The 25,265-nt window shown below is 74.7% G+C and carries 12 protein-coding genes and 1 pseudogene; 11 read left to right on the forward strand and 2 right to left on the reverse strand.

Features of this window, described 5'->3' with window-relative positions:
- The first annotated feature begins 298 nt into the window (after positions 1-298).
- The 10 genes and pseudogenes from ACWD3O_RS31815 to ACWD3O_RS31860 all read left to right on the forward strand — a co-directional run bounded on the left by ACWD3O_RS31815 (position 299) and on the right by ACWD3O_RS31860 (position 22,408).
- Positions 299-1,684, forward strand: coding sequence for an ABC transporter substrate-binding protein (locus ACWD3O_RS31815; protein WP_451418262.1), 1,386 nt, complete (start codon positions 299-301; stop codon positions 1,682-1,684).
- A gap of 6 nt (positions 1,685-1,690) precedes the next feature.
- On the forward strand, positions 1,691-3,064 hold the full coding sequence (locus tag ACWD3O_RS31820; RefSeq protein WP_451418263.1) for a carbohydrate ABC transporter permease: 1,374 nt from the start codon (positions 1,691-1,693) through the stop codon (positions 3,062-3,064).
- Positions 3,061-3,996 (forward strand): carbohydrate ABC transporter permease, encoded by a 936-nt coding sequence (locus ACWD3O_RS31825; RefSeq protein WP_451418264.1) that lies wholly within the window; start codon positions 3,061-3,063, stop codon positions 3,994-3,996. Before ACWD3O_RS31820 ends, ACWD3O_RS31825 begins: the two co-directional genes overlap by 4 nt.
- Before the next feature lie 177 nt (positions 3,997-4,173).
- The gene (locus tag ACWD3O_RS31830; protein ID WP_451418265.1) at positions 4,174-6,462 is read left to right on the forward strand and encodes a bifunctional glycosyltransferase/CDP-glycerol:glycerophosphate glycerophosphotransferase; all 2,289 of its coding nucleotides are present in this window, start codon (positions 4,174-4,176) and stop codon (positions 6,460-6,462) included.
- A gap of 287 nt (positions 6,463-6,749) precedes the next feature.
- Entirely contained in the window at positions 6,750-9,302 is a 2,553-nt protein-coding gene (locus ACWD3O_RS31835; protein WP_451418266.1) for a CDP-glycerol glycerophosphotransferase family protein, read from the forward strand.
- 5 nt (positions 9,303-9,307) lie between these two features.
- Entirely contained in the window at positions 9,308-11,551 is a 2,244-nt protein-coding gene (locus ACWD3O_RS31840) for a bifunctional glycosyltransferase/CDP-glycerol:glycerophosphate glycerophosphotransferase (protein WP_451418267.1), read from the forward strand.
- 89 nt (positions 11,552-11,640) lie between these two features.
- Positions 11,641-12,828 (forward strand): annotated as a pseudogene (locus ACWD3O_RS31845) (hypothetical protein); the annotation flags it as partial.
- Positions 12,829-13,988: 1,160 nt separating this feature from the next.
- On the forward strand, positions 13,989-15,611 hold the full coding sequence (locus ACWD3O_RS31850) for a hypothetical protein (RefSeq protein WP_451413729.1): 1,623 nt from the start codon (positions 13,989-13,991) through the stop codon (positions 15,609-15,611).
- Positions 15,608-16,990: a glycosyltransferase 87 family protein gene (locus tag ACWD3O_RS31855; RefSeq protein ID WP_451413728.1), complete on the forward strand. Its 1,383-nt coding sequence runs from the start codon at positions 15,608-15,610 to the stop codon at positions 16,988-16,990. Before ACWD3O_RS31850 ends, ACWD3O_RS31855 begins: the two co-directional genes overlap by 4 nt.
- A 423-nt stretch (positions 16,991-17,413) precedes the next feature.
- Positions 17,414-22,408 carry an NAD-glutamate dehydrogenase gene (locus ACWD3O_RS31860; protein ID WP_451418268.1) on the forward strand — a complete coding sequence of 1,665 codons (4,995 nt, stop codon included), beginning with the start codon at positions 17,414-17,416 and terminating at the stop codon, positions 22,406-22,408.
- A gap of 76 nt (positions 22,409-22,484) precedes the next feature.
- Here the strand turns inward: ACWD3O_RS31860 and ACWD3O_RS31865 are convergent, their stop codons facing one another.
- Positions 22,485-23,273, reverse strand: a complete 789-nt coding sequence (locus tag ACWD3O_RS31865) for an ABC transporter ATP-binding protein (protein ID WP_451413741.1) — start codon at positions 23,271-23,273, stop codon at positions 22,485-22,487.
- Positions 23,274-23,280: 7 nt separating this feature from the next.
- The gene (locus ACWD3O_RS31870; RefSeq protein ID WP_451413726.1) at positions 23,281-24,198 is read right to left on the reverse strand and encodes an ABC transporter permease; all 918 of its coding nucleotides are present in this window, start codon (positions 24,196-24,198) and stop codon (positions 23,281-23,283) included.
- A 152-nt stretch (positions 24,199-24,350) separates the two neighbouring features.
- On the opposite strand from ACWD3O_RS31870, the gene ACWD3O_RS31875 reads away from it, so the two are divergent.
- A complete protein-coding gene (locus tag ACWD3O_RS31875) occupies positions 24,351-25,043 on the forward strand; it encodes a TetR/AcrR family transcriptional regulator (protein WP_451413725.1) in 693 nt (230 codons plus the stop codon).
- Positions 25,044-25,265: the final 222 nt, after the last annotated feature.

Below are 25,265 nucleotides of genomic sequence, written 5' to 3' on the forward strand. Positions count from 1 at the left end.
CCTGACGGGATGTCACCGCCCCGCAGTGGTGCGGGGGCAACCCCGGTGGCCGTGCCGGGCGGGTCCCGTCCCCCCTCGCCCGGACCGGGCGAGGGGCCGGCCGGAGTGCCCGGAATGGCGTCAACTCGCCCCCGTGGAACGGCGAAACGGTCACGGCGAGGCAACAATCGGGGTGTTCGGGGGGCGTACACCCCCTGCCTGGGAGCGTGACGGGCGTAGACCGCCCCGCCCATGGGAAGGCGCTTGGCGCGAAAGGGTCCACCGACACGTTCAAGGACGAACGAAGAACGGGGCAACGATGCGCATACCCAGCACGCTCAGGCACTCACGGATCCCCACCGCCCTCCTGGCCACCGGCCTCGCCCTCGCCCTCGCGGCCTGCGGCGGCGGAGACGGCGGGGACGGCGGGGACGGGAAGACCGGCAAGGGCACCTCGGGCGACGACGGCGCCACCGCGCAGACCGTCGACCTGCCCAAGCTGGACGGGGAGACCCTGGAGGTCGCGGCCGTCTGGACCGGCACGGAGCAGGAGAACTTCAAGAAGGTCCTCGCCGAGTTCGAGAAGCGGACGGGCGCCAAGGTCACCTTCGTCCCCGCCCAGGACCCGATCATCAACTTCCTCGGCTCGAAGATCGCCGGCGGCGCCCCGCCGGACATCGCGATGCTGCCGCAGGTGGGAGCGATCCACCAGGCCGTGGAGAAGGGCTGGGCCAAGCCCCTCGGCCCGGAGGCGCAGGAGCAGCTCGCCAAGAACTACAGCAAGGGCTGGCAGGACCTCGGCACCGTGGACGGCAAGCAGTACGGCGTCTACTACAAGGCCGCCAACAAGTCCCTGATCTGGTACAACACCCAGGTCTTCGAGAACGCGGGGGCGAGCGAGCCCAAGACCTGGGACGAGCTGCTGACGACCGCGCAGACCGTCTACGACTCCGGCGTGACGCCCTTCTCGGTGGGCGGCGCGGACGGCTGGACGCTCACCGACTGGTTCGAGAACGTCTACCTCTCGCAGGCCGGCCCGGAGAAGTACGACCAGCTCGCGCGCCACGAGATCCCGTGGACCGACCCCTCGGTCAAGGAGGCGCTGACCTCGCTGGCGCAGGTCTGGGGCAAGGCCGACTACGTCGCGGGCGGCGCGGACGGCGCGCTGCAGACGGAGTTCCCGGCCTCGGTGACCCAGACCTTCACCGGTGGCGACCAGCCGAAGGCCGGCATGGTCTACGAGGGCGACTTCGTCCAGGTCAACATCGGCGAGACGGACGCCGAGGTGGGCACCGACGCGAAGGTGTTCCCGTTCCCGGCGGTGGGCGACACCCCGCCGGTGGTCTCCGGCGGCGACGCCGCGGTGATCCTGGAGGACTCGAAGGCCGCGCAGGCCCTGGCCACCTTCCTGGCCTCGCCGGACGCCGCCGGCATCCAGGCGAAGCTGGGCGGCTACCTCTCGCCGAACAAGGCGGTGGACGCGGCCCTGTACCCGAACGACGTCCAGCGGAAGATGGCCGAGGCGCTGATCCAGGCGGGCGACGACTTCCGGTTCGACATGTCCGACCAGGCGCCCCAGGCGTTCGGCGGCACGCCCGGCAAGGGTGAGTGGAAGATCCTCCAGGACTTCCTGAAGAACCCGAAGGACGTCGAGGGCGCCCAGAAGAAGCTGGAGGCCGAGGCGGCCAAGGCCTACGGGGACTGAGGCCCCATGGAACCGGCCGTGACCAAGGAGGGGACCCCGGCGGCCGAGCCCGCCGGGGCGCCCCCCGCCGAAGCGCCCGTGACGGGCCGGACGTCGAGCAGGCGGACGTCCGCGCTCCCGTTCCTGTTCCTGCTGCCCGCCCTGGTGCTGCTGGGCGCGCTGGTGCTGTACCCCATCGGGTACTCGCTGCTGCGCAGCCTCTTCGACCGCACCGGCGACAGCTTCGTCGGCTTCGACAACTACGCGGAACTCTTCACCGACGACGGCATCCTGAAGGCGCTGACGAACAACCTGATCTGGGTGGTGGTGGCGCCCGCCGTGGCCACCGCGCTCGGTCTGGTCTTCGCGGTGCTCACCGAACGGGTGCGCTGGGGGACGGCGTTCAAACTCGTCGTCTTCATGCCGATGGCGATCTCCATGCTGGCGGCGGGCATCATCTTCCGCCTGGTCTACGACCAGGACCCCGACAAGGGCGTCGCCAACGCGGTCTGGGTGGGGGTGCACGACACCTTCGCCGAGTCCTCGGCCTTCCCGAAGGCGCACCCCGGCCGCGAGTCGCCCCTCGAACCGGCCGGCGGCGGCGCGTTCGTCACCACCGACCCGGTGCGGGCGGGTACACCCGTGGCACTGCCGCTGGTGGGCGTCGCGCCCGACGTGATGCCCGAGGACGCCGCCCCGGCGAGGGCCGCCGAGGCCGATCCGGGGCGCATCACCGGGGTGACCTGGCAGGACTTCACCCGCGGCAAGGGCGTGGGCACGCTCAACCGGCCCGACGCCACCGAGGTCGGTTATCCGGGCATGCGGATCGAGGCGGTCAGGGACGGCACGGTGGTGGCGACCACAACCGCGGCCTCCGACGGCTCGTTCAGCCTGCCGGCCGAGGCCGACGGCGCGGTGCTGCGCCTGCCGGCGGAGAACTTCCGGGAGCCCTACAACGGGCTGGAGTGGCTGGGCCCGTCCCTGGTCACGCCGGCGGTGATCGGGGCGTACGTGTGGATGTGGGCCGGGTTCGCGATGGTGCTGATCGCGGCGGGCCTCGCCGGGGTGCCACGGGAGCTGATGGAGGCGGCCCGGGTCGACGGGGCCACCGAGTGGCAGGTGTTCCGCCGGATCACCGTGCCGCTGCTGGCACCCGTGCTGGGGGTGGTGCTGGTCACCCTGATGATCAACGTGCTGAAGATCTTCGACCTGGTCTTCATCATTCCGCCGGGCTCGGCCCAGGACGACGCCAACGTGCTCGCCCTGGAGCTCTACCGGAAGGGCTTCGCCGAGGACCAGCCGGGTGTGGCCAGCGCCATCTCCGTCTTCCTGCTGCTGCTGGTCGTCCCGGTGATGTGGTTCAACGTCCGGCGGATCCGGCAGGAGGGCCGACAGCGATGACGTCGACGACGGTCACGAAGGACACGGGGGGCACGGCGGGCCCGGCGGGCACCGCGGGCACGGCGGGCCCCGGAGGCAGGAAGCCCTCCCTCGCCTCCCGGCTGGTCTCCGGGCTGGGCGGGACACTGGTCCAGCTGTTCCTGGTGGTGGTCGGCCTGTTCTGGCTGTTCCCCACCATCGGCCTGCTGCTCTCCTCGCTGCGCTCGCCGCAGGACATGGCGGAGAGCGGCTGGTGGACGGTGCTCACCGAGCCCTCCCGGCTCACCTTCGAGTCCTACGCCAACCTGCTGGGCAACGGCGACATCACCGGCTCGCTGGTGAACACCCTGCTGATCACCGTGCCGGCCACGGTGCTGGTGGTGGTGATCGGCGCGCTCGCCGGGTACGCCTTCGCCTGGCTGGAGTTCCCGGGCCGGGACTGGTGGTTCCTGGGCGTGGTCGGGCTGATCGTGGTGCCGGTGCAGGTGGCGCTGCTGCCGATCGCGGAACTCTTCGGCGACCTGGGGCTGTTCGGGTCGATCGCGGGCGTGGTGCTCTTCCACACCGGGTTCGGCCTGCCGTTCGCGGTGTTCCTGCTGCGGAACTTCTTCGCGGAGATCCCGCGGGAGCTGCTGGAGGCGGCCCGGCTGGACGGGGCGGGCGAACTGCGCCTGTTCACCCGGGTGGTGCTGCCGCTGGGCGGTCCGGCTGTGGCCAGCCTCGGCATCTTCCAGTTCCTGTGGGTGTGGAACGACATGCTGGTCGCCCTGGTCTTCGCCGACTCCGGCAGCCAGCCGATCACGGTCGCGCTGCAGACCCAGGTACGGCAGTTCGGCAACAACATCGACGTGCTGGCGCCGGGGGCGTTCCTGTCCATGGCGATCCCGCTGGCGGTGTTCTTCGCCTTCCAGCGGCAGTTCGTCTCCGGGGTGATGGCGGGCGCGGTGAAGTAGCGGCCCGCGGAGAAGCGTCCGTCAAGCGGGCGAATCCGTTCACCTGAAGGGGCGGTCCGGTCAACGGGCCGCCCCGACACGCGTGCGGGCTGGCCGGCGGGCAGGGCGGCGGGGCGTATCCATGTCACACCGTCGGATGTTCCCGCCCCGGCCGACCACCCCCGTCACCCCCTGGATGTGCCGTTGCCCAGGTTCAGCGTCATCGTGCCCGCGTACCAGGTCCAGGCCTACCTGCACTCCTGCCTGGAGTCGGTGCTGGGGCAGTCGTACACGGACCTGGAACTGATCGCGGTCGACGACGGCTCCCCGGACCGGTGCGGGGCGATCATCGACGAGTTCGCCGCCCGCGACCCCCGCGTCCGCGCCGTCCACCTGGAGCGGAACACCGGGCTCGGCCCGGCCCGCAACGCCGGGATGGAGCAGGCGTCCGGCGACTACCTGATCTTCCTCGACGGCGACGACGCCCTCACCCCGCACGCCCTGCGGGCCGTCGCCGAGCGGCTGGAACGGACCGGCGACCCGGACGTCCTGGTCTACGACTACGCCCGCCTCCACCTGGACGGCACCACCGTCCGCAACCGGCTCGCCGCCGAACTGCGCGAGGACGGGCCCGCCCCGTTCCGGCCGGACGACCGGCCCGGGCTGCTGAACCTGCTGATGGTCGTCTGGAACAAGGCCTACCGGCGGGCCTACCTGGAGCGCCGGGGACTGCGCTTCCCGCCGGGCTGCTACGAGGACACCCCGTTCACCTATCCGGCGCTGCTGGCCGCCCGGTCGCTGGCCACCCTGGACCGGGTCTGCGTCCACTACCGCCAGCGCCGTCACGGCAACATCCTCGGCACCCCGGGACCCCAGCACTTCGACGTGTTCGCCCAGTACGACCGCGTCTTCGCCTTCCTCGACACCCGCCCCGACCTGGCGCACTGGCGGGGGCCGCTGTTCCACCGGATGACGGACCACTGCTTCACCGTCCTCGGCCGCGCCGACCGGCTGCCGCCCCGCGCGCACCGGGAGTTCCTGCGGCGGGCCCGCGACCTCCACCGCCGCCACCGGGTCTCCTGCCCGCCGCCCGCCGGGCTCCGCGCACGCGGCCGGCACCTGGTGATCCGCAGCGGCAGCCCCCGGCTCTGGCACGCCCTGCGCCTGGTCCTCCTCACCGCGCGCCGCGCCGCCCGGGCCGCCCGCGCCGCCGCACGCGCCGCCCGGACGGGGCTGCTGCGGCTCCACTTCGCCGTGCAGCGGCGCCTGCCGCTCCGGGACCTCGCCCTCTTCACGGCACACGGCGGCGGCGCGTACGGCGGCGACCCGGGGGCGCTGGAGGCCGCGTTCCGGGTGTGGTCGCCGCGGACCCGCACCGCCTGGGCCGCGCCGCGCGACCTCGCGGACACCGTTCCGGCCGGCACCCTCCGCCTCACCCCGTACGGCGCCGCCTGGTGGGCGGCGCTGGCCCGCGCCCGCCACCTGGTCACCGACACCGGTTTCGGCGTGCCGGTGCGCCCCCGCGCGGGGCAGGTCCTGCTGCACACCCTCGACGGCCTCCCGCTCACCCGCGAGGGGCTGGACGCGCCCCGGCCGGACGTCGCCGCCGTCCTCGCCGACGCCGACGCCCGCGACCTCTGCCTCTCCGGCGACCTCCACACGACGCTGGTCCACGAACGCGGCTTCCCCGGCCGGTACACCACGCTGGAGTTCGGCCGCCCCCGCACCGACGCCTACCAGCGGGCCACCGCCGCCGACGTGGCCCGCGCCCGCGCCGGCCTGGGGATCCCGGCCGGCCGCACGGCGGTCCTGTACGCCCCGGCCGCGCGCCGGGTCCCGGTGCCCTCGCTGGACCTGGAGGACCTGGCACGCCGGCTGGGCGAGGGCTTCGTGCTGCTGACCACCGTCCCGGACCCGGGGACCTACCCGCCCGGCCGGGTGCTCGACGTGTCCGCCACGGCCGCCCCGCGGGCCGACCGGACCGCCCTCTGCCTGGCCTCGGACGTGCTGCTCACCGACTGCTCCCCGCTGATCGCCGACTTCGCCGCCCTGGACCGCCCGGTGATCGCCTGGGGCCCGGACCGCGCCGCCCTGGACGCCGTGCGCGGGCTGTACCCCGTGCCGGTGCCGGGGGCGGTGGCCGGGGACGCGGCGGAGCTGGCCCGGCTGCTGGTCACCGGCGCCTGCGACGGCCCCGCCGCCGCCGAGCTGCGCGCCGCCTTCCGGGAGCGCCACTGCCCCTACGACGACGGGCGGGTCGCCGAGCGGGTGGTGCGGCGCGTGGTCCTGGGCGAGAGATCCGGCCTGCCTCCGGTGACCGCGCCCGCCGAGCGCCGCCCGGCGCCCGCGGCCGCGCCGGTCACCGCGCCGGTCACCGCGGCCGGCACCGCCCCGGCCGCGCCGCCCGGTTCCGCCCCGACCGCGCTGCCCGCCGCGCGGCCGGCCGCGCGACCGGCCGCGGGATACGGCCTGGCGGAACAGCGCTGAGGGAGCGTCACCCATGCCCACGTCACGCCCCACTCCGACCCGGCCCTCCACCTGGCGCCCGCCCGGCCGCCCGCCCGGGCCGTACGGGCACCGCCCCGGGGCGCGCCACGGCCGCTGACCGACCGCCGACCACCGCGGCACACCGCGACCCGCTGCAGCACCGCCGCTGCACCGCCGCTGCACCGCCGCGGAAAGACGCCCGCCCGGCGCGCGGGGACGCCCGCCCGCCGAGAGAAGACGCCCGCCCGCGAAGCACGCGAAGAACGCGAAGAGGAGGCGCGCGAACCATGCCCCGGTTCTCCGTCGTGATCCCCACCCACGGCACCGCCCACCGCCTGGCGGACGCCCTGGACAGCGTCGTCGGCCGACCCTGCGACGACCTCGGTGACGGTCCTCGCGGCGACGGCGGCGACGTGGAGGTGATCTGCGTGCTGGACGGCCGGGACACACCGGCCGCCGACGTCCTGGCCGGCCGCCCCGGCGACGACCCGCGGATCCGCACCGTCGTCTCGCCGCCCTCCGCCGGGCTGGGCGCGGCCCGCAACGCCGGGCTGGCCGCGGCGCGCGGCGACTACGTGCTGTTCCTCGACGGCGACGACACCCTGGCGCCGGGCGCGCGGGCCGCCGTCGCCGGCCGGCTCGCCGCCACCGGCGACCCCGACGTGCTGGTGGTGGGCCACGAGCGCGTCCCCTGGTGGCCGCCCGCGCAGCCGCCCGCACGCCCGCCCGGGCCGGGGCCGCGGCAGCCGGAGGACGCCGCGCCCGACTGGCCGTTCCGCCCGTGCGAGGCGCCCCGCCTCACCGGTGTCCGGCTCCCCGCGTGGAGCGCCGCCTACCGCCGCGCCTTCCTGCTCGAGCACCGCCTCGCCTTCGCGGAGGGCTGGTACACCGACCTGTCCTGGACCCCGGCCGCGCTCCTCGCCGCGGACCGGGTCGCCGTGCTGCGCCGCGGCGTCGTCGAGCACCGGGTGCGGCGGCAGGGCAGCCGTCTCAACGAGCCGGGACCGCACCACCTGGACCTGCTGGACCGGGCCGAGGACCTGCTCCACCGCACGGCCCCGCTGCCCGCCGCGCGGCGGGAGGTGGTCTTCACCGACGTGTTCACGCTGGTCCTGCGCACCGCCGCCGACCCGCGCCGGCTGCCCGCCGCCGACCGGCGCGCCTTCTTCCGCGGCGCCGCGGACCTGTACCGCCGGTACCGTCCGGCCGGCTACCGTCCGCCCGCCGGCAGCCTGGGCGCGCAGCACCGGCTGCTGGCCCGGAACGCCCACCCGGCGTTCCGCCTGCTGCGGGCGGTCCGCAGGGGCGCGGGGCGGCTGAGCGCGGCGGCGGCACCGCCCCGTCCGCTGCGCGGACTGCGGACCCGCCTGTACTACCGCCGGGCGCTGCGCCGCCCGCTCGACCCCCACCTGGTCGTGTACTGCGCCTACTGGGGCCGCGGCTACGCCTGCAACCCGGCGGCGATCCACGCCAGGGCCCGCGAGCTCGCGCCGCACCTGCGCGGGGTGTTCCTGGTGGAGCCGGAGGCGGTGCCGACGCTGCCGCCGGGCGTGGAGCACGCGGTGATCGGCACCCGGGAGTACTGGGACCTGCTGGCCCGCGCCACCTACCTGGTCTCCAACGCCAACCTCCCCGACGCGGTCGTGAAGCGGCCCGGCACGGTCCACCTCCAGACCCAGCACGGCACGCCGCTCAAGCGGATGGGGCTCGACCAGGCCGCCCATCCGGTGGTGGCCGCCGCCACCGGCAGCTTCGCCAGGCTGCTGGCCCGGGTGGCGCGCTGGGACCACAACCTGTCCTCCAACCCGCACTCCACCGAGACCTGGGAGCGGGTCTTCCCCGGCGGCCACCGGACGCTGGAGTACGGCTATCCCCGCAACGACGTCCACCTCACGGCGACGGCGCGGGACGTGGCGCGGATCCGCCGCGAACTGGGCGTCCCCGAGGGGGCGACGGCCGTGCTCTACGCCCCCACGCACCGGGACCACGCGGAGGGCTTCGACCCCGCGGGCGTCGATCCGGTGCGGCTGGCCGAGGCGGCGGGGGAGAACGCGGTGGTGCTGCTGCGGGCGCACTACTTCTACGACCGGGCCGGGCGGGAACGGGCCGCCGCGTCCCCGCGGGTGATCGACGTGACCTCGCACCGTTCCGCGGAGGAGGTGTGCCTGGCGGCGGACGTGCTGGTCACCGACTACTCGTCGATCATGTTCGACTACGCCAACCTGGACCGGCCGATGGTGATCCACGCGGCCGACTGGGAGGTGTACCGCGCCACGCGCGGCGTCACCTTCGACCTCCTCGCCGAGCCGCCGGGGCCCGTCTCCCGCACCCCGGAGGAGCTGTACCGCCTCCTCGCCGAGGGCGCTCACGCCGCCCCCGAGCAGGCCCGCCGCCGGGCCGCGTTCCGCGAGCGGTTCTGCCCGTGGGACGACGGCCGCGCCGCGGAACGCGTGGTCCGCCACGTCCTCCTCGGCGAACCCCCCGAGTCCCTCCCCCCGGTCGTCCCCCTCGCCGCCCGCACCCCCGCCCCGTCGGCGGCCCCGCCCACGCCCCCTCCGGCGGGCCCGCCCTCGGCCCCTTCGCCGGCCCACCCCTCCGCCCCGGCGACGGCCGCGACCACCGGCCGCCGCGGCGAGCGGCTCCCCCACCCCGCCCCGGGCGACGGCCTCGCCCCCGGCAGCGCCCCCGCGCAAACCGGCGGCCCACCCGCACAGACCGGCAGCGCCCCCGCCCAGACCGGCGGCCCACCCACGCAGGCTGGCGGCGCCCCCGCACAGACCGGTGCCCCGCCCGCGCGGGCCGGCGCGGTGACCGATCCCGACCGTCCGGTGAGGAGCTGATCCCCGTGCCGCACCCCCGCTTCAGCGTCGTCGTGCCCGCGCACCGCGTGCAGGGCTTCCTCCGCGCGTGCCTGGACTCGGTCCGCTCCCAGTCGTTCCCCGACTGGGAGCTGATCGCCGTCGACGACCACTCCCCCGACCGCAGCGGCGAGATCCTCGACGAGTACGCCGCCCGCGACCCGCGGATCACCGTGCTGCACCTGCCGGAGAACGTCGGCCTCGGCCGCGCCCGCAACGCCGCGCTCCCGCACGCCACGGGCGAATACCTGCTCTTCCTGGACAGCGACGACACCCTCACCCCCGGCGCCCTCCAGGCGATCGCCGACCGCCTCGACGAGACCGACGACCCGGACGTCCTGGTCTTCGACTACGTCCGCGCCCACTGGTGGGGCGGTGTCCGCCGCAACGCGCTGGCGCACGTCCTCGCCGGGGCGGCGTCCGCCCCCGGCGGCGTGTTCACCGCGGCGGAGCACCCCGAGATCCTCGACCTGCTGATGGTGGTCTGGAACAAGACCTACCGCCGCGAGTTCGTCGAGCGGCACGGCTTCCGCTTCCCGCCCGGCTACTACGAGGACACCCCCTGGACCTTCCCGGTCCTGCTGACCGCGGGCCGGATCGCCGCCCTGGACCGGGTCTGCCTCGGCTACCGGCAGCGCCCCTCCGGCTCCATCCTCTCCACCACCAGCCGCAGGCACTTCGACCTGCACGCCCAGTACCGGCGGGTGTTCGCCTTCGTCGACGAGCACCCCGAGCTCGCCCCGTGGAAGCCGTACCTGCACCGCAAGATGGGCGAGCACTGCCTCGACGTGCTGGGCAAGCCGGACCGTCTCCCGCCCTCCGCGAAGGGGGAGTTCTTCCGGGCCACCGCGCGGCTCTTCCGCGAGTTCCGCCCGGAGGGGATCCGCCGCGACCCGGCCCTGCGCGTGCTGGAACGGCCCTACGCGGCCTACCGGTTGGAGCGCAAGGCGGCCGCCACTCGGCAGCGCGCGGCGTCCACCACCGCCCGGGCCCGCCGCCTCGCCGGTGAACGCGCGGGCCGTCTGCGGCAGTTCGCGCACCGCCGCCGTGCCCTGGACCGCGAACTCGCGCTGTACTCGTCGTTCCACCACCGCGGCGTCCTCGGCGACCCTGCGGCGATCCACGCGGCGGCGCGCGAACTCGCCCCGCACATCCGGGGCGTGTGGGTGGTGCGGCCCGAGCACGCCCACCAGGTCCCGGAGGGCATCGAGCACGTCGCACCCGGATCCCGCCGGCACCTGGCGCTGCAGGCCCGCGCCGCCTGGTTCGTCAACGACGTCAACTGGCCCTGGATGCCGGTGAAGCGGCCCGGCAGCACGTTCATCCACACCCACCGCGGCACGCCGTTGAAGTACCAGGGCGCCGACCTGCTGACCAAGCCGGGCGCCCGGCAGGGGCTGGACGTGCCGCGGATGCTCCGGCGCGCCGACGTCTGGGACTACAGCCTGGTCGCCAACCGGCACTCCGAACGGATCTGGGACCGCGCCTTCCCCTGCCACTTCACCTCGGTCCGCACCGGCAGCCCCCGCAACGACGTGCTGGTGCGCGGCGACGCGGCCCGCGGCGCGGCCACCCGGGCCCGCCTGGGCATTCCCGCGGGTCACACCGTGGTGCTCTACGCACCGGCCCGCCGCGACCACGTCCGCGGCGGCCACACCGAGCCGGTCGACCCGGCGCGTTTCGCCGCCGACCTCGGCCCCGGGCGGACCCTGCTGGTCCGCCTCCACCCCTCGCTCGCCGACGGCCCGGCCCGCGGCCTCGGTCTCGCCGAACTGCACCGGCGGGGCGTCCTCGTCGACGCCACCGACGAACTCCATGTGGAGGATCTGATGCTCGCCTCCGACGTCCTGGTCACCGACCACTCGTCGCTGATGTTCGACTACGTCAACCTGGACCGGCCGGTCGTCGTCCACGCCGACGACCTGGCCGCGGTCGCGGCGAGCCGCGGCCTCTACCTCGACGTCACCGCCGAACCCCCCGGCCGGGTGACGCGCTCCTACGCGGAGCTGGCGGAACTCTTCGCGTCGGACGCCTGGCGGGACGAGGAGTCCTCCCGGCTGCGGGCCCGGTTCCGCGCCGTGTACGGGGAGTTCGACGACGGGCGGGCCGCCGAGCGGGTGGTGCGCACGCTGATGCTGGGCGAGCCGGCGCCGCCCGCGGCGTCCGGCCCCGCCACCGCCGCCCTGCCCGCCCCGGCCGCCGGCCGCGACGACCTCCTGCAGCGGTCATGAGCGCCGCCGCCCTGCCCCGCGGAGGGGCGAGGACCGCGCCGGCGCCCTCGCTGCGGACGGCCCTGCGACCACGCCGGACCCGCGGCTGGGTGCTGCTGCTGGCCGCCGTCTTCGCCGTCCTCCAGCTCGCCAACGTCAGCGGCCGGGACACCCCGGACACCAAGAACTACCTGTCGTACACGCTCAGCCTGCTCGGCCAGGACAAGCGGCAGGCGGCCGGCGTCACCATCGAGTACGCCTGCGCCGGGCGGGCCTCGGTGGCCCGCCGCGACCAGAAGGTCGACGTGGAGCGCTTCCACCGCGCCTCGCCCGCCAAGGAGGTCGTCTCGTCCTGCCGCTCCGACCACTGGAAGACGGTCGACGAGCGGCTGAAGGCGGGCCAGACCGGCGGGCACACCACGCCCTTCATGTCGGAGCGGTTCCAGCGGATCTTCGAGGTGCGGCCCGGCTACCCGGCCTTCCTGGCGCCCTTCGTCGCGCTGCTCGGCGTGAAGTGGGGCCTGTGGGCGGCGGGCGTGGTCGTCGCCTCCTCCTGCGGGGTGCTGGCCTTCCTGGTGCTGCGCACCCTGCGGGTCCGGCCCGCCCTCGCGCTCACCGGGCAGGCGCTGTTCTACGTGCTGCCCACCGGCGCGACGGCGATGCGGCCGATGACGGAGGGGCTGCTGCTCCTGTTCACCCTCACCGCCCTGTGGGGCTGCGCCCTGGTGCTGCGCGGCCGGGACTGGACGGGGGCGGTGCTGGTGTCCCTGTCGATGGCGGCGCTGTTCACCGTGAAGCACTCGCAGGCCCTGTTCCTCGGGGTGTGCCTGGCCGCGGCGGGCACCGTCGTCGCCCTGCGGCGGCTGCGGCGGGCCCGGCCCGCGGGGCGCGGGGTGGTCGCGGTGGCGGCCGCCTCCGCGTACGGGGCGCTGGCCACCGTGGTGGCCGCCTGGGCGCTCAACCACCCGACGACCACGGACAGCGTGCAGGACCTGCTCACCGACCACTTCCAGCGGCCCGACCGGGCCCACCCGTGGCGGGAGTTCCTCCACCTGGAGCTCAACTTCTGGGTGGAGTGGACCCGCCGCCAGCTGTGGGAGCCGCTGTTCGCCGCCGCGCTGGCCGCGGGGGCGTGGGGTGCGCTGCGGCGGCGGCCCGCGTTCGGCGTCTTCCTCGTCGGCGCCGCGGCGACGGGGATGCTGACCCAGGCCGCGCACCCGGACATGGCCATCTGGGGCGGCCGTCTCATCGTCCTGGCCTGGGTGCTGCCGGTGCTGGGGCTGCCGCTGCTGCTGGAGTGCCTGACGACCCGCCAGGGCCCGTTCTCCCCGGCCAGCGTCCCGGTCCGCTTCCCGGTCCCGGCCACGTCGGTGGAGCGGCTCCCGGTCACCCCGTCCCCGCGCCGCGCCCCGACCGCCGTGGCGGACCTGGCCGCCCTCACCGGCTCCGCCCCGTCCGGCACCACCCCGTCCCCGCGCCGCTCCCTGGGGGCCCGCGCCTCCCGGGCCGAGGCCCCGGCCCAGGCCCAGGCTCCGGCTTCGGCCCCGGCCCCGGCCCCGGCTCAGACCCCGGCTCCGGCTCCGGCTTCAACTCTGGCTCAGACCCCGGCTCCGGCCCAGGGCCGGACCCAGGCTCCGGCTACGGCTCTGGCTCAGGCCCCGGCTCCTTCCCAGGCCCAAGCGCAAGCTCAGGCCCCGACCCCGGCTCCGGCTCAGACCCCAGCTCCGGCCCAGGGCCAGGGCCGGGCCCAGGCTCCGGTTACGGCTCTGGCTCAGACCTCGGCTCCTTCCCAGGCCCAAGCCCAGGCTCAGGCCCCGACCCCGACCCCGGCTCCGGCTCAGACCCCGGCTTCGGCTCCGGCTCAGACCCCGGCTTCGGCTCCGGCTCAGACCCCGGCTTCGGCCCAGGCCCAGGCCGCGTCCCAGGCTCAGGCTCCGGCCCAGGTCGCCGCCCCCGCAGCCGTGTCCGCCGCCCTGTCCGCCGGGCCCGCCCCGTCCGCCGAAGCGGCGTCATGGCCCCCGCCCGCCGGTTCCGGTGCCCCCGGGGACGCCGCCCACGCGGTCGGCGAAGCTCCGGCGGCCACCCTGCGGGCCGTCGCCGAGGACCCGGCCCAGCTCTCCACGACGGCGCCCACCGCGACCGGCCCCGACACCGCCGCCGCGCCCGGTACCCGCACCGCAGCCGCCGCTTCGGCGGTCACCCCGGACCCGGACCCAGACCCGGACCCGGCGGCGACAGCGGCACCGGCGCCCGCCGAACCCCCCGCCGCGCCGACCACCCCGCACCACACCCCGCCGGCCGAGAACGCCGCGGTTCCGGCCGGGACCGCCGCCGTCCCGCGCCGTGCCGTCACCCGGGCGCCCCACCGTCCCCCGGCCCACCTCGCGTACCTCGCGGAGGGCTCGGTCCCGCCTCCGGCGGCGGACGGCGGGGATCCCGCGCCGGAGGTCCCGGCGACGTGACCGTCACGGCCACCCGTACCCGCAGGGCGGCGCAGGGCTCCACGGCCCTGCGCCGCTTCCGCCCCCGCCACCCGTCCCCCTACCTCGTGTTCGGCGGCCTCGCCTGGCTGGTGCTGACCCTGGCCTCCTGGCGCGTGCCCATGTGCTGCGACTACGGGCAGCACGCCGCCGTCGTCGAGCGCCTGCGGGAGTCCTTGCTCGACCCCCGCCACCCGCTGGCCGACCTGCCGGGCGACGGCAACCCGTACTTCTCGCCGTACGCCCTCGCCCAGGGCGTCTTCGCCCGCCTGACCGGCCTGAACGGCATCGAGACGGTCCGCCTGGCCACCCCGTTCAACCTGGCCGTGCTGCTGACCGGCCTGGGCCGGCTGGTGCGCGTCCTCACCGACCGCCCCTGGGCGCCGGTGTGGGCGCTCGGCGCGGTCACCCTCCTGTGGGGCACCGAGCGGGCCTGGTGGAGCGGGTTCCTCAACCTGATCTCCATGACGGGGCACCTCGGCTACCCGTCGGCCTTCGCCCTCGGCGCCACGCTCTGGGCGTGGGCCCTCACCGCCGACCGGGTCCGCGCCGCGGACGGCGCGGGCGGCGTGGGCGGCGCGGACGGCGCGGACGGCGCGGGCGGCGGGCGCGCCTGGTCCGTCCGCTTCACCGGCCCCACCGGCCTGCCCGGACTCGCCGGGTACGCCGCCCTGGGGCTCCTGTACGGGCTGATCCTGCTCACCCACCCCGTCACCTTCGTCGCCGCCGCCCTCGGCGCCCTCTCCTTCGCCGTCGCCCTCCCCCGGCGCCGCCCGGCGCCCGCGCTCCTCGCCCGCTGGGCCCTCGCCGCCGCCGTCGCCGCGACCGCCGCGGCGGCCTGGCCCTACGCGGACGTCCTCGCGCTGGCCGGGAACACCAGCCTCGACGTGATGCACCGCCAGCTCTACGACCGCCTCCCGGAGCGTTTCTGGCTCGCCGTGGTCCTCGGCCTCCCCGCCCTGTGGGTGCGCGCCCGGCGGGCCGGGCGTCCCTGGCGCGACCCGCTGGTGCTGCTGTTCCTGCTCGACTGCGCGGTGCTCGCGTACGGCTGGTTCAGCGGCCACTGGACCTACGCCCGCCTCCTCGGCCCGGCGCTGCTCCCGCTCCAGCTCGCCCTCGCCGTCGAACTGGCCGCCCCGCGTCCCTGGCGGCCCGCGCGCCGCGTCCTGGGCGTCGCCGCGGCGGCGGGCGCGGTGACCGGGCTGCTGACCGTGCACGCCGGGGCCCTGGTCACCTCCGACCGCTTCGACCGGCCGCCGCGCTGGCCGTCGTACGACTGGGCCGCGGGGCACGTCGGCCGCGGCGAGACCCTGCTGTCGGACGGCTACTTCGCGCCCCGCCTGCTGCCGGGGTACGGCGTCGACCTCCTCGCGCCGCCCTGGCCGGACCCGGTGCTCGGCGAAGCGGAGCGCGGGCGGCGGCTGGCGGCCACCGCCCGCTACCTGGACCCGGCCACCGGACGTGCCGCGCGGGAGGCGATCGCCCGCCGCTACGAGGTCCGCTGGGTGCTGCTGACCCGCTGGAAGAAGGCGCCGGAGGAGGCCGTGGTGGTGGCCTGGAGCCGGGAGACGGGCGAAGTGCTCGCCCGGGTGGGACCGTGACGGCGACGCCGCGGACGCGCGCCGCCCTCCTGACCGCCGTGGCCCTCGGCTGGCTGGTCACCCGCGCCGCCATGCTCTGGCTGCTGGCCCACGACGACCTGCCGTGGCTCGGCGCGGGCGCCGTCTCCCACGAGCCGGAGCGGCTCTACACCCGCTGGCGGGACATCCTCGACCAGGGCGCCTACCCGGCCGGCGACCCGCTGTGGCAGTACCCGCCGGGCGCCGGAGCGGCCCTGCTGCTGCCCGGGCTGCTGATGCCCCGGCTGCCCTACCCGTGGGCGTTCACCGCGCTCACCCTGGCCGCCGACGCGGCGATCACGGCCGCCCTCGCCGCGGCCGGCCTGAACCGCGCCGGACGGGCACGGGACCGCAGCCCGCGCGGCGCGCTGCTGTGGACGGGCGGCCTGCCCCTGCTGCTCCACCTCCCGCTGGCCCGCTTCGACGTGCAGGTCACCGCGCTCGCCGTGGGCGCGCTGCTGGTGACGGCCCGGCTGCCGCGGCTCGGCGGCGCGCTGGCCGCCTTCGGCGCGCTGGCCAAGGCGTGGCCGGTGCTGGTCCTGATCGGCACCGGGCCGGGGCGGACCACCCGCCGGGCCTGGACGTCGGCCGCGCTGACCGCCGTCACCCTGCTGGCGCTGCTGGCCTCGCTGTTCACCGGCGTGCTGTCGTTCCTGCGGCAGCAGGGGGAACGGGGCGTGCAGATCGAGTCGCTCGGCGGCACGCTGCTGTCGCTGGCCACCCGGGCCGGCTGGCCGGGACAGGTGAGCTACCGGTACGGCGCGATGGAGCTCGTCGGGCCGGGCGTCGGGGCGGTGGCCGCGGCCGCGCTGGCGCTGACGGCGGCGGCGTTCGCGCTGATCGCCCTGTGGCGGCTGCGCGCGGTCCGCGCGGCGCTGCGGCACGGGCACTGGCCCGCGGTCCTCCCGTACGACGCGGCACTGGCCGCCGTGCTGCTGCTGACCGTCACCAGCCGGGTGATCAGCCCCCAGTACATGGTCTGGCTGCTGGGGCTGGCCGCCGTCTGCCTGACCCGCCGCGACACCACGCAGCGCCCGGTCGCCCTCCTGGTCACGGCGGCCGCAGCGGTCAGCGCGCTGGCGTACCCCGTGCTGTACGACGAGGTGGTGGCCCGCTCCTGGACCGGCTGCCTGGTGATGACCGTCCGCAACGGCCTGCTGGTGGCCGCCACCGTGCTCTCGTGCACCCGGCTGCACCGGCTCACCCGGTTCTCCTCGGCCCCGGACGCGCACGGCGGCGGCACGCGGGGCGGCGGCACGCACGACGGCACGCGGGGCAGCGGCACGCACGGCGGCACGCGGGCGGCACGGGACGAGGACGGACCGCCGGCGCCGAGGTCCCGCAGCCCGCTGGGCGGCTGAACCCGGCCCCCCCATACCCCTCTCCGCCCCACCCCGGTGCTGTGCGGACCGGCAAAGTTCCACCCCCTGTTTTGTACACATACGGCTCATGACGGCCCCCTCACACCGGGATATAGCCTTGTGCCGTGATCAGCGCGATAGCCGGCGTGGGCGTACCAGCCCTCGCGACGCGCCCGGAGCACCCGGAGGACAGCCGGGACCGGGCGCCGCTCGCTGATATTTCCGAGGGGTCGGCGAGGGGGGCCGCGACACCGGTGTCGCGCGTGGCCGGATTCCCCGCACCCGCCTCCTCCCCAGGCATAGCGTCGGAACGAACCGGACACTCGGCGTCACCATCACGACGTGCCACGGGAATCATCACGGCCGCACCGGCCGACTTCCCTTCGACGTCACGCAACGGCGCGCGACAGGAGCCAGAGAACAATGCAGACCAAGCTGGACGAAGCCAAGGCCGAGCTGCTCGAGAGGGCCGCCCGGGTAGCTGAGAACAGCCCTGCCGGAGGACGACTTCCGGCGGGGGCGACGGACGACGGCGGGAGGAGCCCGGACCGGGCCGCGGTGCTGTCGTTCCTCCAGCGCTACTACCTGCACACGGCGCCCGAGGACCTCACCGACCGTGACCCGGTCGACGTGCTCGGCGCGGCCTACTCGCACTACCGGCTGGCCGGGAACCGGCCGCAGGGCACGGCGGCGGTGCGGGTGCACACGCCGACCGTCGAGGAGAACGGCTGGACCAGCAGCCACTCGGTGGTCGAGGTCGTCACCGACGACATGCCGTTCCTGGTCGACTCGGTGACCAACGAGCTCTCCCGGCAGGGCCGCGGCATCCACGTCGTGGTCCACCCGCAGTTCGTGGTCCGCCGGGACGTCACCGGCAAGCTCCTGGAGGTGCTCGACGCGCCGGCCGGCGACGCCGACCTGCCGCACGACGCGCACGTCGAGTCGTGGATCCACGTCGAGATGGACCGCGAGACCGACCGCGACGACCTCAAGCAGATCACCGCCGACCTGCAGCGCATCCTGTCCGACGTCCGCGAGGCCGTCGAGGACTGGGAGAAGATGCGCGACACCGCCGTGCGCATCGCCGACGACCTTCCCGACGAGCCGCTCGCCTCCGACCTGCCGCAGGAGGAGATCGACGAGGCCCGCGAGCTGCTGCGCTGGCTGGCCGCCGACGCCTTCACCTTCCTCGGCTACCGCGAGTACCGGCTGGTCGACGACGACACCCTGGCCGCCGTCCCCGGCACCGGGCTCGGCATCCTGCGCTCCGACCCCCAGCAGGACTCGCACGGCTCCATGGGCTCCGACCACGGCGACCGCGGCGCCCACCCGGCCGGCCCGACCTTCGAGCGGCTGCCCGCCGACGCCCGCGCCAAGGCCCGCGAGCACCGGATGCTGGTCCTCACCAAGGCCAACAGCCGCGCCACCGTGCACCGGCCGAGCTACCTGGACTACATCGGCGTCAAGAAGTTCGACGAGAACGGCGAGGTGATCGGCGAGCGCCGCTTCCTCGGCCTGTTCTCCTCCGCCGCGTACACCGAGTCGGTGCGCCGCGTGCCGGTGATCCGCCGCAAGGTGGCCGAGGTGCTGGCCGGCACCGGGTTCTCGGCCAACAGCCACGGCGGGCGCGACCTGCTCCAGATCATGGAGACCTACCCGCGCGACGAGCTGTTCCAGACCCCCGCCGAGGAGCTGCGCTCCATCGTCACCTCCGTCCTCTACCTGCAGGAACGCCGCCGGCTGCGGCTCTACCTGCGGAAGGACGAGTACGGCCGCTACTACTCGGCGCTGGTCTACCTGCCCCGCGACCGCTACACCACCGCGGTCCGGCTGCGGATCATCGACATCCTCAAGGAGGAACTCGGCGGCATCAGCGTCGACTTCACCGCCTGGAACACCGAGTCGATCCTCTCCCGGCTGCACTTCGTGGTCCGGGTGCCGCTGGGCACCGAACTGCCGCACCTGTCCGACGCGGACAAGGAGCGCATCGAGAGCCGGCTCGCCGAGGCCGCCCGTTCCTGGGCCGACGGCTTCGCCGAGGCGCTGCACGCCGAGTTCGGCGAGGAGCGCGCCGCCGAACTGCTGCGCCGCTACGGCAACGCCTTCCCCGAGGGCTACAAGGCCGACCACACGCCGCGCGCCGCGGTCTCCGACATCGCCCGGCTCGAGCACCTGCTCACCGGGGGCGCCGAGGAGGAGTTCGCGCTCAGCCTCTACGAGCCGGTGGGCGCCGCCCCCGGCGAGCGCCGCTTCAAGATCTACCGCCACGGCGCCCCGGTCTCCCTCTCCGCGGTGCTGCCGGTCCTCACCCGGCTCGGCGTCGAGGTCACCGACGAGCGCCCGTACGAGCTGCGCTGCGGCGAGGGCGACGGCGCGTGGATCTACGACTTCGGTCTGCGCCTGCCGCGCACCGCGCTCACCGCGAGCGGCGAGTTCCTCGGCGGCGACGACGCCCGCGAGCGCTTCCAGGACGCGTTCGCCGCGACCTGGACCGGCCGCGCCGAGAACGACGGCTTCAACTCCCTCGTCCTGAGCGCCGGTCTGACCTGGCGCGAGGCGATGATGCTGCGCGCCTACGCCAAGTACCTGCGCCAGGCCGGGTCGACGTTCTCGCAGGACTACATGGAGGACACCCTCCGCGACAACGTCCACACCACCCGCCTGCTGGTCTCCCTCTTCGAGGCGCGACTGTCCCCGGAGCGGCAGAGCGCCGGCCTGGAGATCGTCGAGGGCCTGCTGGAGGAGCTGGACGGCGCCCTGGACCAGGTGGCCTCGCTGGACGAGGACCGCATCCTGCGCTCCTTCCTCACGGTCGTGAAGGCGACCCTGCGGACCAACTTCTTCCAGCTGACCGAGGACGGCCGGCCGCACGACTACGTGTCGATGAAGTTCGACCCGCAGGCCATCCCCGACCTGCCGGCGCCGCGCCCCGCCTTCGAGATCTGGGTGTACTCGCCGCGCGTGGAGGGCGTCCACCTGCGGTTCGGCAAGGTCGCCCGCGGCGGTCTGCGCTGGTCGGACCGGCGCGAGGACTTCCGCACGGAGGTTCTCGGCCTGGTCAAGGCGCAGATGGTGAAGAACACCGTGATCGTGCCGGTCGGCGCCAAGGGCGGCTTCGTCGCCAAGCAGCTGCCCGACCCGTCGGTGGACCGCGACGCCTGGATGGCCGAGGGCATCGCCTGCTACCGCACCTTCATCTCCGCGCTGCTCGACATCACCGACAACCTGGTCGGCGGCGAGGTCGTCCCGCCCGAGGGCGTGGTGCGCCACGACAGCGACGACACCTACCTGGTGGTCGCCGCCGACAAGGGCACCGCGACGTTCTCCGACATCGCCAACGAGGTCGCCCAGGCGTACGGCTTCTGGTTGGGCGACGCCTTCGCCTCCGGCGGCTCCGCGGGCTACGACCACAAGGGCATGGGCATCACCGCCCGCGGCGCCTGGGAGTCCGTGAAGCGGCACTTCCGCGAGCTGGGCGTGGACACCCAGACGCAGGACTTCACGGTCGTCGGCGTCGGCGACATGTCGGGCGACGTGTTCGGCAACGGCATGCTGCTGAGCGAGCACATCCGCCTGGTGGCCGCCTTCGACCACCGGCACATCTTCGTCGACCCGGACCCGGACGCCGCCGTCTCCTACGCGGAGCGCCGCCGCCTGTTCGAGCTGCCGCGCTCCTCGTGGGCCGACTACGACACCCGGCTCCTCTCCGCGGGCGGCGGCGTCTTCCCCCGCACCGCGAAGTCGATCCCGCTCAACCAGCACATCCGCGAGGCCCTCGGCATCGACGCGGGCGTCACCAAGATGACCCCGGCCGAGCTGATGAAGGCGGTCCTCACCGCCCCCGTGGACCTGCTGTGGAACGGCGGCATCGGCACCTACGCCAAGGCGTCCACCGAGTCCCACGCGGACGTCGGCGACAAGGCCAACGACGCCATCCGCGTCGACGGCCAGGACCTGCGGGTCAAGGTCGTCGGCGAGGGCGGCAACCTGGGCCTGACCCAGCTGGGCCGCATCGAGTTCGCGACGGCCGGCAACGGCGGCGCGGGCGGCAAGGTCAACACCGACGCCATCGACAACAGCGCGGGCGTGGACACCTCCGACCACGAGGTGAACATCAAGATCCTGCTCAACGGGCTGGTCTCCGCGGACGACATGACGGTCAAGCAGCGCAACAAGCTGCTCGCCGAGATGACCGACGAGGTCGGCACCCTGGTGCTGCGCAACAACTACGCGCAGAACACCGCGCTGGCCAACGCGGCCGTCCAGGCGCACGACATGCTCCCGGCACAGCAGCGCTTCATGCGCCACCTGGTGCGCTCCGGCCGTCTGGACCGGGCCATCGAGTTCCTGCCCACCGACCGCCAGATCCGCGAGCGCCTGCAGCACGGGCTGGGCCTCACCGGCCCCGAGACCGCCGTCCTGCTGGCCTACACCAAGATCACCGCGGCCGAGGAGCTGGTGACCACCGGCCTGCCCGACGACCCGTACCTGCGCCGCCTGCTGCACGCCTACTTCCCGGAGGCGCTGCGCGAGCGCTTCGAGGACCAGATCGACAGCCACCCGCTGCGGCGGGAGATCATCACCACCGTCCTGGTCAACGACACCGTCAACACCGGCGGCACGACCTTCCTGCACCGGCTGCGGGAGGAGACCGGGGCCTCGCTGGAGGAGGTGGTGCGGGCGCACACCGTGGCCCGCGAGATCTTCCACTGCGGGCGGGTCTGGGACGCCGTCGAGGACCTGGACAACCAGGTCGAGGCGGCCGTCCTCACCCGGATCCGGCTGCACTCGCGCCGCCTGGTCGAGCGCGCCACCCGCTGGCTGCTCAACAACCGGCCGCAGCCGCTCGCCATCTCCGAGACGGTCGACTTCTTCGCCGAGGGCGTCGAGCAGGTCTGGGGCCACCTCCCCAAGCTGCTGCGCGGCGCGGACCAGGCCTGGTACCAGCACGTCCACGACGAGCTGTCGGGCGCCGGCGTGCCGGAGGAACTCGCCACCCACGTGGCCGGCTTCTCCTCCGCCTTCCCGACGCTGGACATCGTCACGGTGGCCGACCGCACCGGCAAGGACGCGCTGGAGGTCGCCGAGGTGTACTACGACCTCGCCGACCGGCTCCGCATCACCCAGCTGATGGACCGCATCCTGGAACTGCCGCGCGCCGACCGGTGGCAGTCCATGGCCCGCGCCTCCATCCGCGAGGACCTGTACGCCGCGCACGCCGCGCTGACCGCGGAGATCCTCGCGGCCGGCGGGGACGCGGCCACGCCGGAGCAGCGGTTCGAGGCGTGGGAGCAGCGGCACGCGGCGATCCTCGGCCGGGCCCGCACGACGCTGGAGGAGATCCACGGCTCGGAGTCCTTCGACCTGGCCAACCTCTCCGTCGCCATGCGCACCATGCGCACCCTCCTCCGCTCCTGACCCCACCCCCCTGGGGGAAGGGGAAAAGGCGGAAGGGGCGGTCCGGGAAACCGGGCCGCCCCTCCGTCGCGTCGGGTTACTTGCTCGTGAACTTCTCGTACTCCCGCATGACGTCCTCCGTCGGCCCGTCCATCCGCAATTCCCCCCGCTCCAGCCACAGCACCCGGTCACACGTGTCCCGGATCGACTTGTTGTTGTGGCTGACCAGGAACACGGTCCCCGCCTGCTTCCGCAGCTCCCGGATCCGCGCCTCGGACCGCCTCTGGAACTTCTTGTCCCCCGTGGCCAGCGCCTCGTCGATGAGCAGCACGTCGTGGTCCTTGGCCGCCGCGATCGAGAACCGCAGCCGCGCCGACATGCCGGAGGAGTACGTCCGCATCGGCAGGCTGATGAAGTCGCCCTTCTCGTTGATCCCGGAGAAGTCCACGATCGACCCGTACCGCTCCGCGACCTGCTCCCGCGACATGCCCATGGCCAGCCCGCCCAGGTACACGTTCCGCTCGCCGGTGAGGTCCTTCATCAGCGCGGCGTTGACGCCGAGGAGCGAGGGCTGGCCGTCGGTGTAGATGCGGCCGTTCTCCACCGGCAGCAACCCCGCCACCGCCTTCAGCAGCGTGGACTTGCCGGACCCGTTGGTGCCGATCAGCCCGATCGCCTCGCCGCGGTGCGCCACGAACGTCACGTTCCGCACGGCGTGCACCCGCCGCACCCCGGAGGCGCGTTCGACCTTCTCCTTGCGGCGCACCATCCGGCTCAGCGCCGCCGTGGCCGCGCCCCGTCCGCCGCCCGCGCCGTTGACCTTGTAGACGATGTCCACGTGGTCGACGACGACCGTGGGGACCGCCTCCCCGCTCGCGAGGTCCATCCGCTGCTCAGCCACGGCCGTAGGTCTCCTCAGCCTTCCAGAAGAAAACGAAGCCCCCGACGCCGGCGAGCAGCGCCCACCCGGTGGCGATCATCCACACGTGGTCGGGGAGCTGGCTCGCGGTGAAGCTGTCGATCAGCGCGAACCGCATCAGGTCGATGTAGATGGCCGCGGGGTTCCACTGCAGGAGGTTGAAGACCCACTGCGGCAGGTCGGTGCGCTGCGCCACCTGCGCGAGACTGAACATGACGCCGGAGGCGTACATCCAGGTGCGCAGGACGAACGGCATCAGCTGCGCGAGGTCCGGGGTGTGCGCGCCGAGCCGGGCGAGGACCATCGCCAGTCCGGTGTTGAACACGAACTGCAGGATCAGCGCGGGCACCACCAGCAGCCACGACCAGGCCACCGGCACGCCGAAGACCAGCAGGATCACCACCAGCGCCGCCATCGAGAACAGCAGCTGCTGGAGCTGCTGGAGGCAGTACGAGATCGGCAGCGAGGCCCGCGGGAAGTGCAGGGCGCGCACCAGGCCGATGTTGCCGGCGATGGAGCGGGTGCCGGTCATCAGCGAGGTCTGGGTGAACGTCCACACGAAGACGCCGGTGACCAGGAACGGCACGAAGTCCGGCACCCCGCGGGAGGTGCCCATCAGGATGCCGAAGATGAAGAAGTACACCGCGGCGTTCAGCACCGGCGTGAGCACCTGCCAGAGCTGGCCCAGCTTGGCCTGGCTGTACTGGGAGGTGAGCTTGGCGGTGGCGAAGGCGGTGATGAAGTGCCGGCGGGCCATGAGCTGCCGGACGTAGGCGGCCAGGCCGGGGCGGGCCCCGCTGACCGTGAGGCCGTGCCGTGCGGCCAGTGCCGAGAGGTCCCCGTGGTCGGGGGCCGCCGGGCCGGCGTGCGGTGCGTCGAGGACCTGGCTCACATCCGCGGCCTTTCGTCGAGCGGGAGGGGGCGAGGGGGGCGACGTTACGACGGAACGGAACCGTATCGTCGTTGCACCCGGAGCCTAGGCCGGGGCACGCCGGAACGCAACCGTCCCGTCGTAACGCCGCCGTTCGCCCTATGCTGGTCGGCATGACTGACGCCGAAGCCGGAGCGGTCGCCGGAACCGGAGCCGCCGCGGAACCCGCCGATGCCGCCGCGGGGGCCGCGGGCCGTTCCGCGGGCCGTTCCGCGCGCCGGAGGGCCCCGGCGGGCGCTGCGGTACTGCGCCCCGACGTGACGGAGGCCATCCGCGCGGCGGTGCTGGAGGAGCTGGCGGCGGTCGGGTACGCGCGGACCTCGATCGAGGGGATCGCGCGCCGCGCGGGCGTGGGCAAGACGGCGGTCTACCGGCGCTGGCGCGGCAAGCTGCACCTCGTGCTGGACATCGTGTCCGCGCTGGCCGTGCAGGGCCTCCCGGCGCCCGACACGGGATCCCTGGAGACGGACCTGCGCTTGCTCTACGAGTTCACGTCACGGGCGCTGCGGCACCCGGTGGCGTCGCAGATCATCCCCGACCTCCAGGCGGAGGCGGCCCGCAACCCGGAGATCGACGAGGCCCTGCGCAAGGCGGTGCGGTCCGGGCAGGAGAGCGTGGCGCTGCGGATCATCGCGGCGGCGGTCGAACGCGGCGAGCTGCGGCGCGGGCTGGACGAGGACATCGCCCTCGACCTCATCACCGGCCCCCTGTACTGGCGCACGGTCATCCTCCGCCAGCCCCGCCTGCCCAAGACCCACCTCCCCACCCTCACCCGCGCCACCACCGCGGCCCTGAGAACCCTCTGACCCCCGCCACCGACGGCCACCGCCGCGCACGGTGCGCAACCCCCGGGCACGGCCACACGCGGCCACGGTCCCGTTGCCCCCGGGGCACGGCGGGGCCTGGACCACGGCCGGCGCCCGCCCCACACCGCCCAGCTGTCGGCGAGCACGATGGCCCCCGCAGGCCCACGACCCCCGACACGACCGACCCCCGGCCCGACGGGCGCCACAGCCCCCTCCGGCAAG

The sequence above is a fragment of the Streptomyces sp. NPDC002640 genome (assembly GCF_053592575.1).

Excerpts from the sequence above, each read along its gene's own strand:
- ACWD3O_RS31815 (WP_451418262.1), top strand. The coding sequence starts at position 299 with ATGCGCATACCCAGCACGCTCAGGCACTCACGGATCCCCACCGCCCTC.
- ACWD3O_RS31825 (WP_451418264.1), top strand. The coding sequence starts at position 3,061 with ATGACGTCGACGACGGTCACGAAGGACACGGGGGGCACGGCGGGCCCG.
- ACWD3O_RS31820 (WP_451418263.1), top strand. The coding sequence starts at position 1,691 with ATGGAACCGGCCGTGACCAAGGAGGGGACCCCGGCGGCCGAGCCCGCC.
- ACWD3O_RS31835 (WP_451418266.1), top strand. The coding sequence starts at position 6,750 with ATGCCCCGGTTCTCCGTCGTGATCCCCACCCACGGCACCGCCCACCGC.
- ACWD3O_RS31860 (WP_451418268.1), top strand. The coding sequence starts at position 17,414 with ATGCAGACCAAGCTGGACGAAGCCAAGGCCGAGCTGCTCGAGAGGGCC.
- ACWD3O_RS31865 (WP_451413741.1), bottom strand. The coding sequence starts at position 23,273 with ATGGACCTCGCGAGCGGGGAGGCGGTCCCCACGGTCGTCGTCGACCAC.
- ACWD3O_RS31875 (WP_451413725.1), top strand. The coding sequence starts at position 24,351 with ATGACTGACGCCGAAGCCGGAGCGGTCGCCGGAACCGGAGCCGCCGCG.